This window comes from Tenacibaculum sp. DPLXC6, from assembly GCF_056815515.1.
In genome coordinates, this window is record NZ_CP141806.1 from 1,346,541 (window position 1) to 1,361,076 (window position 14,536).

Annotated in this window: 14 protein-coding genes; 10 read left to right on the top strand and 4 right to left on the bottom strand. The window is 31.5% G+C overall.

Annotated features, from left to right (window positions below; genetic code table 11):
- Nucleotides 1–55: 55 nt before the first annotated feature.
- Complete coding sequence (locus VCM48_RS06000) at nt 56–844, bottom strand: S1/P1 nuclease (protein WP_482271985.1); 789 nt, start codon at nt 842–844, stop codon at nt 56–58.
- Nucleotides 845–966: 122 nt separating this feature from the next.
- Here VCM48_RS06000 and VCM48_RS06005 point away from each other — a divergent pair, with 122 nt between their 5' ends.
- The 9 genes from VCM48_RS06005 (at nt 967) to VCM48_RS06045 (ending at nt 10,976) form a co-directional block, all read left to right on the top strand.
- Nucleotides 967–1,827, top strand: a complete 861-nt coding sequence (locus tag VCM48_RS06005; RefSeq protein ID WP_273694828.1) for an SPFH domain-containing protein — start codon at nt 967–969, stop codon at nt 1,825–1,827.
- Nucleotides 1,828–1,843: 16 nt separating this feature from the next.
- A complete protein-coding gene (locus VCM48_RS06010) occupies nt 1,844–2,011 on the top strand; it encodes a DUF4177 domain-containing protein (protein WP_121148363.1) in 168 nt (55 codons plus the stop codon).
- A gap of 1 nt (nt 2,012) precedes the next feature.
- Entirely contained in the window at nt 2,013–2,513 is a 501-nt protein-coding gene (locus VCM48_RS06015; RefSeq protein ID WP_482271986.1) for a hypothetical protein, read from the top strand.
- A gap of 138 nt (nt 2,514–2,651) precedes the next feature.
- The gene (locus VCM48_RS06020) at nt 2,652–2,819 is read left to right on the top strand and encodes a type II toxin-antitoxin system antitoxin (protein WP_081728321.1); all 168 of its coding nucleotides are present in this window, start codon (nt 2,652–2,654) and stop codon (nt 2,817–2,819) included.
- 96 nt (nt 2,820–2,915) lie between these two features.
- Nucleotides 2,916–6,110, top strand: a complete 3,195-nt coding sequence (locus VCM48_RS06025; RefSeq protein WP_482271987.1) for a VPS10 domain-containing protein — start codon at nt 2,916–2,918, stop codon at nt 6,108–6,110.
- Nucleotides 6,111–6,154: 44 nt separating this feature from the next.
- On the top strand, nt 6,155–8,074 hold the full coding sequence (locus VCM48_RS06030; protein WP_482271988.1) for an alpha/beta hydrolase family protein: 1,920 nt from the start codon (nt 6,155–6,157) through the stop codon (nt 8,072–8,074).
- Nucleotides 8,075–8,214: 140 nt separating this feature from the next.
- Nucleotides 8,215–8,880 carry a DUF2490 domain-containing protein gene (locus tag VCM48_RS06035; RefSeq protein WP_482271989.1) on the top strand — a complete coding sequence of 222 codons (666 nt, stop codon included), beginning with the start codon at nt 8,215–8,217 and terminating at the stop codon, nt 8,878–8,880.
- 43 nt (nt 8,881–8,923) lie between these two features.
- Nucleotides 8,924–10,231: a DUF819 family protein gene (locus tag VCM48_RS06040; RefSeq protein WP_482271990.1), complete on the top strand. Its 1,308-nt coding sequence runs from the start codon at nt 8,924–8,926 to the stop codon at nt 10,229–10,231.
- Between the two features lie 40 nt (nt 10,232–10,271).
- Nucleotides 10,272–10,976 carry a DUF4369 domain-containing protein gene (locus tag VCM48_RS06045; RefSeq protein WP_482271991.1) on the top strand — a complete coding sequence of 235 codons (705 nt, stop codon included), beginning with the start codon at nt 10,272–10,274 and terminating at the stop codon, nt 10,974–10,976.
- A 67-nt stretch (nt 10,977–11,043) separates the two neighbouring features.
- Here the strand turns inward: VCM48_RS06045 and VCM48_RS06050 are convergent, their stop codons facing one another.
- Entirely contained in the window at nt 11,044–11,880 is an 837-nt protein-coding gene (locus tag VCM48_RS06050; RefSeq protein WP_482271992.1) for a universal stress protein, read from the bottom strand.
- Nucleotides 11,881–12,009: 129 nt separating this feature from the next.
- Here VCM48_RS06050 and VCM48_RS06055 point away from each other — a divergent pair, with 129 nt between their 5' ends.
- Nucleotides 12,010–13,314 carry a hypothetical protein gene (locus tag VCM48_RS06055; RefSeq protein ID WP_482271993.1) on the top strand — a complete coding sequence of 435 codons (1,305 nt, stop codon included), beginning with the start codon at nt 12,010–12,012 and terminating at the stop codon, nt 13,312–13,314.
- Nucleotides 13,315–13,353: 39 nt separating this feature from the next.
- Here the strand turns inward: VCM48_RS06055 and VCM48_RS06060 are convergent, their stop codons facing one another.
- Together VCM48_RS06060 and VCM48_RS06065 are read right to left on the bottom strand one after the other, a co-directional pair.
- Entirely contained in the window at nt 13,354–14,052 is a 699-nt protein-coding gene (locus VCM48_RS06060) for a sulfite exporter TauE/SafE family protein (protein WP_099214091.1), read from the bottom strand.
- Complete coding sequence (locus tag VCM48_RS06065; RefSeq protein WP_274640317.1) at nt 14,052–14,498, bottom strand: FixH family protein; 447 nt, start codon at nt 14,496–14,498, stop codon at nt 14,052–14,054. The genes VCM48_RS06060 and VCM48_RS06065 overlap by 1 nt, the downstream gene beginning before the upstream one ends.
- Nucleotides 14,499–14,536 lie beyond the last annotated feature (38 nt).

Genomic DNA, 14,536 nt, shown 5'->3' on the forward strand with positions numbered 1-14,536 from the left:
AAAAAGCTCGGAAACACAATTTCCGAGCTCTTCTTATTATCGTTTATTTGTTCTACTAACAAAAAATTTCATTCAGTAATTTAGCTAAACGTAAACCTCCTTTTTGTAACTGTTCTCTAACTACAGGAAAATAAACATACGAATAACGGTAACGTAAGTTTTCTCCTACTTCAGCAGACTTGTACACCTCTTTAGTAATCTTGTGTGTATCATGTAACCAATCTACAACAGTTCCTTTTTGAATTACTTTGATTTGCTCTTTAGATAAATCTCTTGCATTATCAGCTAACTCAACATAACTCATATCCCACTTATTAATCAAGTTTTCATCCCAAACTCTATGTAAGTTAGATCCTTTTCCATGCCATTGAACCTGAATTTTATTACCTCCTAAATCTTCTTTTTGTCCAACATGCATAGGTTGATGTAAATCACCTACTAAGTGTACTAACATTTTTAAGTAAAAACGTTTGTCTTCAATTGAACTATTTTCATCCTTTAACACTTTTACACATTGCTCTATACCAGTAATCATATCTCCTTTCGGATTTTTCTCTGTTTCTTCGTAACGAGCATCTAATGGCATATTTACATAGTGCCAAGTATAAAACTTACCATACTTCTTTCTATCAGACTTTATTTCATCTGCATAAGTAGATACAAACGCTAAGCTCTCTCCTTGTAGTAATTTTTCAATTTTCTTTCTAGCTTTTTTTGTCAAATATTTTTCTGCAATTTTTCCAGTAGCTCTATGACCTGTTGGTCCCCAAACATCTTCATTGTTAGCTATTGACGAAACACTCACTAACAATGCAGCTAGTACTATTAAAAATTTTGTCTTCATGAATGGTTTAAATTATAATCGGAAGCTAAATTATAAAATATAATCATCAAAAATTTGGATTTAACAAAATTTAATTCATATCTTTATGATATCATTTTAATATCACTTTAAATAAAACAAACATGAAAGCAGAAAAAATCATCAAACCAGCAAATGGGTACGTAATGTTTTTTATTGTACTTATTCTTTTTATTGGCGGAATCGCATTAGCAGTAAAAAGCGAAAACCCAATATTTATATTAATGTCTGTATTAGCATTTATTTTGGCTTTAGGTTTCATTTTAGTGAATCCTAACTCTTCAAAAGTTCTATTATTCTTTGGTAAATATGTAGGCACTGTAAAACAAAATGGTTTATACTGGGCTAATCCTTTATATAAAAAGAAAACTGTTTCGTTAAGGGCTAGTAATTTTGATAGTGAGCGTTTAAAGGTTAATGACAAACTAGGAAACCCAGTAATGATAAGCACCATTCTGGTTTGGAGAGTTACTGAAACCTATAAGGCTGCTTTTGATGTTGATAATTATGAGAATTTTGTTCGTGTACAAACAGATGCTGCTGTACGAAAACTAGCTAGTATGTATCCATACGACAATTTTGCTGATGAGGGACACGAAGAAGATATTACACTACGCTCTAGTGTAAACGAAGTAAGTGAAGCATTAGAAAAAGAGTTAGAAGAACGATTAGCTATTGCTGGAATTGAGGTTTTAGAAGCACGAATTGGTTATTTAGCCTATGCACAAGAAATTGCAAGTGCTATGTTAAAACGTCAACAAGCTACAGCCATCGTTGCAGCTCGTCATAAAATTGTACAAGGTGCTGTTGACATGGTTGATATGGCTTTGGAGGAATTAAACAAAAAAGAGATTGTTGATTTAGATGAAGAACGCAAAGCTGCTATGGTTAGTAATTTATTGGTTATTTTATGTGGAGATAAAGAAGCTTCTCCAGTAGTAAATGCAGGAACTTTAAATCATTAAAAACGATTACTTACTAATGAAAGAATATAAAATTATACATAGAAAGTTTAGTTGGTCAAATGGAAGACAAAAGTTTGAAGATGAAATTAACAATTATGCGAAACAAGGTTGGCGAGTTGCTAGTACATACCAAGTAAGTGACGGTAATATTGAAGTTATTTTAGAAAGAGATAAAAACCGATAACATGAAAGTTTTTAAAGAAGAACAACGGTTTACACAATCATGGTTAATTATTCTTATGACAATAAGTATAATTCTTCCTATAACTCTTATTATAAAAGAGTACATGAAAGAAAATTCAACTATGAGCTCAACCGAGTTTATATTAACGTTACTTGGTATCACCTTATCTATTACGTTTATATTCTTCTTTAAATTAACAACTAGAATAGATGAAATTGGAATTCATTATCAGTTTTTCCCATTTCATCTTTCAATGAGAAAAATTACTTGGACAGAAATTAATAAAATACATGTTAGAAAATACGAGCCAATTAGCGAATATGGCGGCTGGGGATTAAAAGGTGGTTTTCTTTGGAACAAAGGAAAAGGAACAGCTATTAATATTTCTGGAAACATTGGCATTCAAATAGAATTGAAAAACAACAAAAAACTATTGATAGGAACTAAAAAAGAACAAGAAGCTAAACATGTATTAGAAAACTATCAATACAAAATCAACTAATAATGATACTAGTAATAACTATTACAATAATATATATTTTAACCTTTATAATGTCTTTACTGTAAATTAAAAGAAATTTGAAATTGTATTTTTGCAACCATTTTAGCGTTTCAAAAAAACACTATTATAAAACACAACATGGCAAAAAAGAAAGCTTTTGCACTCCGCATTAATGAAGATATGTTAAAAGCCATTGAAAAATGGGCTTCAGATGAGTTTCGATCTACCAATGGGCAGATTGAATGGATGCTTATGCAAGCACTTAAAGAAGCTAAAAGAGAGCCTAAAAAGAAAGAAGAAGAATAACAAATCTTAAGAACTTGTTAAAAAAAACGTCCAATTTTATTGGGCGTTTTCTATTTTGTACATTGTACAAACTTAAATTACAAGCAACTAACTATTATGAAAAAACTTTTTTATCTCCTATTTATAACCTTCTCTTGTGCTGCTTTTTCTCAAGAATTTTCAATGGATTTAGTCAAAAACATGAAACCAAGAAATATTGGTCCAGGCGGAATGAGCGGACGTGTAACAGCCATTGATGTTGTAGAATCCAACCCTGATATTATGTTTGTTGGGACAGCTTCTGGAGGTATTTGGAAATCTACTTCAGGAGGTATTAAATGGGAACCTATTTTTGATAAAGAAGTAACTGCTTCTATTGGTGCTTTAGCCATACAACAATCCAATCCTAGTGTAATTTGGGCAGGAACTGGTGAAGGAAATCCTCGTAATAGTTTAAATGGTGGTTACGGAATTTTCAAGTCTCTTGATGGTGGTAGATCATGGAAGTCAATGGGATTAGAAAAAACACGTCACATACATCGTGTAGTTATACACCCAAACAATCCGGATGTTGTTTACGTAGGCGCTATCGGATCTCCTTGGGGAGAACATAAAGAACGTGGTGTATATAAAACTACCGACGGTGGTAAAACTTGGAAACAAATTTTATTCAACAATAACAAAACTGGTGCTGCTGATTTAATTATGGATCCATCCAATCCTAATAAACTAATAGCAGCTATGTGGGAACACAAAAGAGATCCTTGGTTTTTTAAATCTGGAGGTGAAGGAAGTGGTTTATACATTACTCATGACGGTGGCGATAACTGGAAGAAAATTACCGAAAAAGAAGGCTTCCCTAAAGGCGAACTAGGTAGAATTGGCGTAGCAATCGCTCCTTCGAACCCAAATACTGTGTATGCTCTTGTTGAAGCAAAGAAAAATGCTTTATATAAAAGTGAAGATGGTGGTTTTTCTTGGAAAAAAATTAATGATAAAAAAGGCATTGGAAATAGACCTTTTTACTATTCAGAAATTTATGTAGATCCTCAAAACGAACATAAGTTATATACTGTTTTTACGTACGTAAATGTTTCTATTGATGGTGGGAAGAACTTTAAACAACTTATGCCTGCGTATGGAGTTGATAACGGTATTCACCCAGACCATCACGCTTGGTGGATTCACCCTAAAAACGGAAAATTTATGATTGATGGAAATGATGGAGGAATGAATGTTACCAAAGACGGTGGTAAAACTTGGCGTTTTATTGGTAATTTACCTGTAGCTCAATTTTATCATATTAATGTAGATAATGAGTTTCCATATAATGTGTATGGCGGTATGCAAGATAACGGTTCTTGGAAAGGACCCGCTTATGTATGGAAAGCACAAGGAATACGAAATTCGTATTGGCAAGAGATTAGTTTTGGAGATGGTTTTGATGTTATTCCTGATAAGGACGACTCGCGTTATGGCTGGTCTATGAGTCAACAAGGATATGTATCTCGCTACGATTACAAAACAGGTAACAACTATACCGTTCGTCCAACACATCCTGATGCTAAAGTAAAGCTACGCTTCAATTGGAATGCTGCTATTAATATTGATCCTTTTGATAATTCTACACTATATTTTGGAAGCCAGTTTGTACACAAATCAACCGATAAAGGGCTAACATGGAAGGTAATTTCTCCAGACTTAACTACAAATGATAAAAGTAAACTCAAACAATCTGAAAGTGGTGGATTAACTATGGATGCTACTGGTGCAGAAAACCACTGTACTGTTTTAGTAATTGAGCCATCTCCTATTGAAAAAGATATGTTGTGGGCTGCTACTGATGATGGACAAGTACATATTACTAAAAATGGAGGTACAACTTGGACAAATGTTGCCAAAAACCTAAAAGGATTACCAGAAAACAGTTGGATTACGCAAATAAAAGCATCTAACAAAAATAAAGGAGAAGCTTTACTAGTTGCTAACGATTATCGTCGTTTTAACTATAAACCTTATGCTTACAGAACTAAAGATTATGGAACAACTTGGGAACGTATTGTTGATGAAAATGATGTAAAAAGCTATACACAGTGTATTATTGAAGACCCTATTGAATCAAATTTACTTTTCTTAGGAACTGACGATGGTTTATATATTTCTTTAAACGCAGGAAAAAAATGGACTAAGTGGACTGAGGGCTTCCCTACTGTTCCTGTAAAAGATTTAGTAATTCACCCAAGAGAACACGATTTAGTTATTGGTACTTTTGGTAGAGCAGCTTGGGTATTAGATGATATTCGTCCATTAAGAGCTTTAGCTAAAGACAAAAATATTCTTACCAAAAATATTGAGTTATTCACACCACCAACAGCATATCAAGCAGCATATCAACAACCCACTGGTAGCCGATTTGGTGCTGATGCTATGTTTAATGGAACTAATAGAGGTCGTGGTGCTTTGGTTCAGTTTTATGTGAATAAACCAAAACCAGTAAAAAAGTCTGATGAAAAAAATAAGAAACCACTAAAAAAGGAGGATGAAAATACTGTGAAATGGGACTCTATCAAATTTGAAGTTTTTGATGGTAACAGACTTATTCGAACTATTAAAAGAAAAACTCCTAAAGAAAATGGAATTCACAAAGGTGTTTGGTTTATGAGTGAAAAAGGTGTTACTCGACCTTCAAGAACAATCAGAAAACAAAAAAGAGAACCTAGAGGTGTACAAGTAAAACCTGGTACTTACAGAATAAAAGCTACGTTTGGTAACCAAACATCAGAAAAAAATATTACTGTAAAGTTTGATCCTAGACTTCGTATTTCTCAAAACGCAATCGATCAAAAATATGCAACAGCCAAAGACTTAGAGTCTCAACAAAAAATTATAGCTGATGTGGTAAAACAGTTAGTTGAGAGTAAAAATATTGCAAATAATTTCAATCAAAAACTATCTAAAAAAGACAAAAAACTTTACAAAGAATCAATTAAAAACTCTAAAAATATTGTTCAGAAAATAGATACACTTTTAGCTGTTTATTTAGGAAAATTAGACAAAAGACAGGGTATTACACGAAATCCAGAAATGAATGTTACGCAACGTTTAGGAATAGCTAGCAGATATGTAAATAGTAGGTTTGGCGAACAAACTTCTACAGAAAAACAATTAATTATTCAATTTAAAGAAGCATTAAAACCAGCACTAGAAAAAACCAATGCTTTCTTTAATAAAGATTGGAAAGAATATAAAATTGAAGTTGAAAAAATAGACTTGTCTCCTTTTAAAGAAACCAAGCAATTTAGTTTAGAATAAAAAAGCTTACTAAAAACAAAAATTAATAATCCAAACATACACTTATGAAAAAACATTTCTTACTACTTGCCATTGCCCTTTCGGTAGTTGCCTGTAAAATGGATAAAAAAGATTCTGACAAAGCCATTATAACACTCAAAAAATACTCTATTGAGCAAATGATGGATAACGAAAATGTTTTTGGAGGAAGTTTTTCTCCTGACAACTCTAAATTACTAGTAACTAGTAATCGTTCAGGAATTTATAATATGTACACTGTTTCAACTTCTGGTGGTGAGTTAGAGCCTATTACAAAATCAGATAGCTCTTCAGTTTTTGCAACCTCTTATTTTCCAAAAGATGAAAGAATGCTGTTTAGAATGGATAATAATGGTGATGAAATTTACCACATCTTTTTAAGAGAACTTAATGGTTACATTAAAGATTTAACACCAACTAAAGGAGCTAGAGCTAGCTTTTTTGGATGGGCTAAAGATGAAAAAAGTTTCTTTTTTACTTCAAACAAAAGAGACAATCGCTTTATGGATCTCTACGAAATGGATATTGAAACTTTTACTCCTAAAATGATTTATGAGAACAAAGAAGGTTATAACGTTTCGGCTATATCAAACAACAAAAATATATTAGCATTAAGTAAAACGGTTAATACTAACGATAGTGATTTATTTTTGTTTGATAGAACCACCAAAGTAATTACAAAAATTAACCTAAGATTAAGTGGTAATTCAGCAGCTGATTTTTCTATCGATGATACTGAGTTTTACTACACAACAGATGCGGAAGGAGAATTTGCTACCTTAATGAAATATACTATTAGTACCAATGAAACAGAAAAAGTATTAGCTAAAGACTGGGATATTTCTGGAAGTTACTTTACCAATAATGGTAGCTACAGAGTAACATATATTAATGAAGATGCTAAGAATGTAATTGAAGTTTATGATGTTAAAGCTGGTAAAAACATAGAACTACCTAATGTTAATGGAAAAAGCATTACTAGTGTTGGTTTTTCTAGAGATGAAAGCATGATGCGTTTTTATGCTGGTGGCTCTAACACTCCTTCTAACTTATATGTGTATGACTTAAAAACAAAAAAGCAAACACAACTAACTGACGTATTAAATAAAGAAATTAACCCCGAAGATTTAGTAAAAGCGAAAGTAATCCGTTACCCTTCTTTTGATGGAGTAACTATTCCTGCAATCTACTACTTACCACATCAAGCTTCAAAAGATACTAAAGTTCCTGCTTTAGTTTGGGTTCATGGAGGTCCTGGAGGGCAATCACGTCAAAATTTTAGTTCTAGAATTCAATATTTAGTAAACCACGGATACGCTGTTTTGGCTGTTAACAATCGTGGTAGTAGCGGATATGGTAAAACCTTTTTTACTATGGATGATTTAAATCACGGAGAAAAAGATTTACAAGATTGTGTAGAAGGTAAAAATTGGTTAGCAAAACAACCAGAAATAGACGCTGAAAAAATAGGAATCATAGGAGGTTCTTACGGTGGTTATATGACAATGGCTGCTTTAACATATACACCTGAAGAATTTGCTGTTGGAGTAAACATTTACGGAGTTACGAACTGGATGCGTACATTAAAAAGTATCCCTTCTTGGTGGGAGTCTTTTAGAGAAGCTTTATACAAAGAGTTAGGCGATCCACACTCTGCAGACTCGGTAAGATTGAAAAGAATTTCTCCTTTATTTCATACAGATAAAGTAACAAAACCATTAATGGTACTACAAGGAGCTAAAGACCCAAGAGTTTTGCAAGTGGAGTCTGATGAAATTGTAGCTGGAGTTAAGAAAAATGGAGTTCCAGTAGAATATGTTCTTTTTGATGATGAAGGACATGGTTTTGTTAAAAAGGAAAATCAAATAGAAGCTAATAGTAGAATTTTACAATTTTTAGATACTTATCTAAAAAAAGAAGAGCCTATTAAAAATGATGAATTATAAACAAGTTGGCGCAATTTTAACATCCTAATTTTTCGTAAGAAAACTCTGGTTTTTATTTTTGCTTACATAACAATTAAATCTCCTACATATACCGGATATGTAGGGGATTTTTAATATAACAAACAACCACTTTAACAATTATGAAAAAGTTAACTTTATTAATTATCACTTTATTTTCATTAAATAATTTCGCTCAACAATCAGCAGCCCCAGACCCAACAAAAGAATTAGGTGTATGGTATATGTACAACGGATCTCATCAAATTTCTGATAAGTTTAGTTTAAAAAGCATGGCGCATTTCCGTTTTTTTGAAATTGGAGACGATATGCAGCAATTCATTGGACGTTTAGGTGGTAATTATAAATTCAACAAAACTTTAAGCGCTACTGTAGGATACGCTTTCTTAAATACTGATAGAACTTTTGATATTAATGCAGGAGATTTTAACGAGCATCGAATTTATGAAGACCTAAATGTAAAGCATAAAATAGCTAGCTTAAATTTAGCACATCGTTTTAGAGGAGAACAACGTTTTTTTGAATCAACAACTGGTAATTTTTTCCGATACCAATTGGCCTTAGGGCATCCTATCAATGAAAAATGGTCTACATATTTATATAATGAAACTTTTTTAGACTTTAAGGGTGAAGCCTATAATCAAAACTGGTTTGGAGCTGGTTTTAAATACAAAGTATCTGACATAGTTAAGCTTCAAGCAGGGTATCAACTGATAAATCTAAATGAGGTTGGTAACTTTAATAGAATTCAATTAGGAGTTGCAATCAGCACAGATCATAGAAAATAGAACTAACTAATATTTCATACTTTAGCGGCAAATTATTTTTTAAATGGAAGCACCTCTTTTTACAAACGATGCAATCGTATTTGGTATTTTAATGATTTCGTTAGGTTTTGTATTTTATACAGAATCTAAAACTACAGGGTTTTGGCCTAAGTTTTACAAAATAGTCCCAGGATTATTTATGGCTTATTTTATCCCTGCAATATTCACAACACTTGGTATTATCTCCCCAGAATGGGAAACTACTAGTGCTGCTGGTGAAGTCGTAAAAAACAAATCACAACTATACTATGTTTCTAGCCGATTTCTATTGCCTGCCGCCTTAGTTTTAATGACTTTAAGTATCGATTTAAAAGCTATTTTTAACTTAGGTTCAAAAGCATTAATCATGTTTTTTACAGGTACTATAGGAATTGTAATTGGAGGGCCAATAGCCATTTTATTAATTTCTTCTGTTTCACCAGAAACAGTTGGCGGTGCAGGTTTTGATGCTGTTTGGAGAGGACTTTCTACCTTAGCTGGTAGCTGGATTGGTGGTGGAGCTAACCAAACTGCTATGTTGGAAATTTACCAATACAATCCTGCTAAATATGGAGGAATGGTATTTGTTGATATTGTAGTAGCTAATATTTGGATGGCAATCATTTTAATTGGAATTGGTAAAAAAGATAAAATAGACAAATGGTTAAAAGCTGATACCTCAGCTATTGAAGATTTAAAACAAAGAGTTTCTAACTTTACTCAGAGTGTTAAAAGAAACCCAACTTTAACCGATTTTATAATTATGCTTGCTATTGCCTTTGGAACTGTTGGTTTCGGCCATTTTGCCGGAGCATATTTAAGTGATGTTTTTGCTTCTTTAACAGCGAGTATGGAGTCTCAAACTATGAGAAACATTTTCTCTTTCTTAGGTTCAAATTTCTTCTGGTTAATTAGTATATCAACAATTGCTGCTGTTGTTTTATCTTTTACTAAAGCTAAAAATTACGAAGGTGCTGGTGCTAGTAAAATAGGAAGTATTTTTATTTATGTATTAGTAGCAACTATTGGTATGAAAATGGACTTAACGCTAATTTTTGATAATTTCAATTTAATTTTTATTGGTTTAGTATGGATGGCTATTCATGCTGGGTTATTAATATTAGTAGCTAAATTAATTCGTGCTCCATATTTCTTCCTAGCTGTAGGAAGTCAAGCAAATGTAGGAGGAGCTGCTTCTGCTCCAATTGTAGCACAAGCTTTTCACCCTTCTTTAGCTACTGTAGGTGTTTTATTAGCCGTTTTTGGATACGCTATCGGTACTGTAGGTGCAATCCTATGTACAATTTTAATGGAAATAGCCTCAAAAGTTTAGGAGAAATCTGCATATTTGCAACAGACAAATTTTGAATTCAATGAAGAAAATTATTGCTCTTTTCGCAATTGCACTTGTTGCTTTTGCTTGTTCCTCTAAAAAAGAAGGGAACATGGTTGTTAAAGGTCAAATTAAAGGATTAAAAAAAGGTACTTTATACCTTCAAAAAATGAAGGATACATTATTAGTATCTGTTGATTCTATGGCGTTGTTAGGTGATGATAAATTTATACTAACAGATAGTGTTGAATCTCCTGTAATATATTACTTAACTTTTGATGGTAATACCACAGACAAACACATAATGTTTTTTGGTGAAGAAGGTGAAATTACTATAAACGATAAAATTGAAGAATTTGGTTTTAAGCCTGAAATTAAAGGTTCTAAAAACCAAGAGGTAATGGATGAATACCGTAAAATAAACCAACGATTTATAGATCAACGTTTAGACTTTGTTAAAAAAGAAGTTGAAGCTCGTCAAGCTCAGGATGAAGTACAATTAGAGCAGGTAGAAGCTGATTACAAAAAAATGATCCGTCGTCGTTACTTATTCTCTACAAACTTTGCCATTGCAAATGCTGATAGTGAAGCTGCACCATATATTGCATTATCTGAATTATACGACGCTAACATTCAACTTTTAGATACTATTAATAACAGTTTAACAGATAAAGTTAAAAGCTCTGAATATGGTAAACGTTTACAAAAATTTGTAGATGATATAAAAGCTAAAGAAGAAAAGTAAAATTTTCCTCTTGTAAAGATAAAAAAAGCTCATTCAAATTGAATGAGCTTTTTTTATTTTCTGTGTATTAAATTTTAAAAGACAACACTGGCAATTTACTATGGTTAGCAATATCTTCTGAAATGCTACCTTCAAAAAAGTGTGCTATTCCTTTTCTTCCATGAGTCGCTACCACTAAAGCATCTGAATTTATTTTATTTGCATGGTAAAACACTCCTTTTTCTACTGTGTAATCAGAAATTATTTTTACTTTATGAACGCCTTCATCATAACTTTCATTAGTTTGATTGAAAAAACGCTTCATTCTTTCTTCTAACTCTTTTGTACTTTTAAATTTAGAAGTTGGAGTACTCACATACACTAGTTCCATATCTGCATTAAACTTCTTAAGAAACTCTTTTGCTTCCTTGTATGGCTTCACGTCATCATCAGAAAAATCGCAAGCAAATAATACCTTTTCTATTTGTTTTACTACTGGCTCTTCTTTAATAACTAATACAGGTATATGTGCATAACGAATTACTTTTTCTGTATTAGAACCTATAAACATTTCTTTTAAACCACTAGCTCCTTTAGACCCCATAACTATCAAATCTGCTCCTTCGTTTCTTGCTAAAAGGTCTATTTCACTAAATATTTTAAAATGTTTTATAACTGGTGTTACTTTTATTCCTGATAAATAATCTTTCTTTAAAAATTCTGCTAACTTTTTTTCAGACATTTGTAGGTAAAATAACATTTCTTGTTGTAAATAGCTTTCTGAGCGACTTAAGACAGCGTTAGACAACTCAAGCATATGTACTACCAATACCTCAGCGCCTGATCTTTTTGCTAAAAAAGCTGCTGTTTGTAAAGCATTTTCAGAATATTCAGAAAAATCAACTGGGACTATAATTTTTTTCATGATTAATTACTTTTAGGTTTAATGTCTCCTATAAAGTTACCTAAATTTTATTAGTAAAACTATGATTTTTGTCACTTTATAAACCACTATATATTCTATACATTTGCTTTCTTAAATTTTACATTTGTTATGAATAAAAACTCTTCTAAATCTGTGGGCGTTGGTGTACGTGCCTTTATTTCTTTAATGATCGTTTCTATTTTAGGTATTTTATTAAAGTTTTTTATTACCATACCCAATCGTCTTTTTTTTAATAGACCTATAGCATATACTAGTACACATTATTCATATAAACCAGGACAAAATGGATGGACTTTTGATTTTTTTGTATTAAATAATGATGGTTTATATGTAGCCTTACCCTTACTTTTAGTGATTTTTATTGCTTTAATTTTTTACTTTGGAGTATTTTCTGCTATTGCAACATTTTTAAATTTTAAAGCACAAAACACGCAATTAGCCAAAAGAGATTTTATTTTAACACTACTTGTTGTTAGCTTCTACTTTATGCCCAAATACATAAATATTGATTCTTTTTTAAACATCAATGAAAGAGGTGCTTATGTACTTAAAGAGCGTATATATAATCCTAATAATGAAATTTGGGAAATAGGTATACAAAAAATAAAAGGTAACTATATTAAAGAACACAAAACCGTAAGCAATGACTCTTCATTTTTAGTCGTAAGAAAATTTAACACTACCAAAGTAGATACTGTTTTATTTGAAAAGTTAGTTATTCCAGGCAATAATGTTTACACTTTTAGTGCTAAAGATACCTTATGGTTATTTGAAGCTTCTAATAATTATATAAAAGCTTTTAGCATGGTTAACAGCAACATGGTTATAAAAAACAAGGAAGATTTAAACCGTATGATGCCTAAAAAACATCAAAAAAGTGGTATTGCCGAATTAAGTTACTCTCCTGCTCAAAAAAGTAGTATTTATATAAAAACTAATTATGGTGAGGTATTATACTTGCATACTGATGATAATTTAATTACTGATAAATACAAATACACTAACAGCACATACTATTTAAGACGCATAAACGAACATAGGTATAAATTATTTGCAAAAAAGAAACAGCTAGCTACTACTTTACAAGAAACTGTGTTTTTAAATGCTAAAATTATTTCTTACACAAATAATGTTGTTATTATTAGACACAAAGTCAACATAAAAAAAGAAACTCCTTATACCATTTCAGCATATGATACTATAACAGGAAATAAACTATGGGATTTTAATGAAGAAAACAATCCTTTTTTAAATGATGCTTATGGTAAAGTTACTGTGGATGCTACTTTTTTACCAAACAAAACAATTCTTAGTTTTTATGATGCTTTTACATTAAAAGGAAATGTAATAATCGATAATCAAGGAAACCGTATAACACAAGGTATTGGTATAACTAATAAACAAAAGAACTAACTAGTAAATAAGTATTATTTAGGCTGTTTTAAATTATGATTAATGACAGCCTTCAACTGAATTATGAATATCTGTTACAGGAAGTGGTGAAACATAAGGTATTCCTAACCCTAATCCTCTAAGAATAAACAATACGCCTATAAAAACTACAACATAAGGTATTGCTTGTTGAATTCTTTTTCGCACCAAGCCATTTGCAAAATTACCTACATAAACTACTGCTGTCATTAACGGTATAGTTCCTAACCCGAATAGAAACATATATAGGCTTCCTGACAACATATTTGTTGTAGTTAGTGCTCCAAAAACTGCCATATATACTAAGCCACAAGGTAAAAAACCGTTTAAAAAGCCAATTGTAAAAAAGGTATCGTTTCCTTTTTTCTTTAACTCTTTTCCCAGAGAAGATTTTACCTTCATTACCAATTTATTTATTGGATTTGAGAAGTTGTATTTTTGAAAGGTTTTGGGAACAAGGATTGCCAAAATCATTAATACGCCAACAATGATAGAAAGTTGTTGCTGAAATCCGAAGAAATAAAACCCTTTTCCTAATAAACCAAACAAAAAACCTATTAAACTATAAGTAAATAAGCGTCCAAAATGATAACTGGTAATTTGAAAAAACTGCTTTACTTTATTCGTTCTATCTACAGGTAACATAAAGGCTATAGGACCACACATACCAATACAGTGGAAGCTTCCTAATAAACCAAATATAATTGCTGAGAGAAACATTAATACACCAACTCTTTCTGAAATAAATAATCTTTATTTTTGTAGTTCCAGGAAACTGTTATGTTCCAACGACCACCCAACAAACGTTTCTCAGGCACGAGCAAATATGTTTCGGAAATCGAAATAGGCATTTCGAAATCCAGTTGTTTATCAGATGGTCTGTATAGGAACACTTTTCCTTTTATATCTTTAGGATTAAAGTCTGTTGGAAAATGGACTTTAATTCCTTCAGTAACTTTTTCTATCTTAATATTGTCTTTTAATGCTTTCGCATTTTTAGTAGCGTCTAATTTGTTCTGAAATTCTAATTCTTGTTGATAGTATTTTTCAGTTACCAAATCATGGTTATAATTTTTACCTGTACTCATAGTGATTACAAAATACATGATAAAGCCTATAAACCCTATAATTGCTATTACTATACCCGTGCCCCAGTTTAGTTTCATTTTATTTAATTTTTAGCCTTTAGTTCTTAGTCATACTT

Excerpts from the sequence above, each read along its gene's own strand:
- VCM48_RS06000 (WP_482271985.1), bottom strand. The coding sequence starts at position 844 with ATGAAGACAAAATTTTTAATAGTACTAGCTGCATTGTTAGTGAGTGTT.
- VCM48_RS06005 (WP_273694828.1), top strand. The coding sequence starts at position 967 with ATGAAAGCAGAAAAAATCATCAAACCAGCAAATGGGTACGTAATGTTT.
- VCM48_RS06010 (WP_121148363.1), top strand. The coding sequence starts at position 1,844 with ATGAAAGAATATAAAATTATACATAGAAAGTTTAGTTGGTCAAATGGA.
- VCM48_RS06015 (WP_482271986.1), top strand. The coding sequence starts at position 2,013 with ATGAAAGTTTTTAAAGAAGAACAACGGTTTACACAATCATGGTTAATT.
- VCM48_RS06020 (WP_081728321.1), top strand. The coding sequence starts at position 2,652 with ATGGCAAAAAAGAAAGCTTTTGCACTCCGCATTAATGAAGATATGTTA.
- VCM48_RS06025 (WP_482271987.1), top strand. The coding sequence starts at position 2,916 with ATGAAAAAACTTTTTTATCTCCTATTTATAACCTTCTCTTGTGCTGCT.
- VCM48_RS06030 (WP_482271988.1), top strand. The coding sequence starts at position 6,155 with ATGAAAAAACATTTCTTACTACTTGCCATTGCCCTTTCGGTAGTTGCC.
- VCM48_RS06035 (WP_482271989.1), top strand. The coding sequence starts at position 8,215 with ATGAAAAAGTTAACTTTATTAATTATCACTTTATTTTCATTAAATAAT.
- VCM48_RS06040 (WP_482271990.1), top strand. The coding sequence starts at position 8,924 with ATGGAAGCACCTCTTTTTACAAACGATGCAATCGTATTTGGTATTTTA.
- VCM48_RS06045 (WP_482271991.1), top strand. The coding sequence starts at position 10,272 with ATGAAGAAAATTATTGCTCTTTTCGCAATTGCACTTGTTGCTTTTGCT.
- VCM48_RS06050 (WP_482271992.1), bottom strand. The coding sequence starts at position 11,880 with ATGAAAAAAATTATAGTCCCAGTTGATTTTTCTGAATATTCTGAAAAT.
- VCM48_RS06055 (WP_482271993.1), top strand. The coding sequence starts at position 12,010 with ATGAATAAAAACTCTTCTAAATCTGTGGGCGTTGGTGTACGTGCCTTT.
- VCM48_RS06060 (WP_099214091.1), bottom strand. The coding sequence starts at position 14,052 with ATGTTTCTCTCAGCAATTATATTTGGTTTATTAGGAAGCTTCCACTGT.
- VCM48_RS06065 (WP_274640317.1), bottom strand. The coding sequence starts at position 14,498 with ATGAAACTAAACTGGGGCACGGGTATAGTAATAGCAATTATAGGGTTT.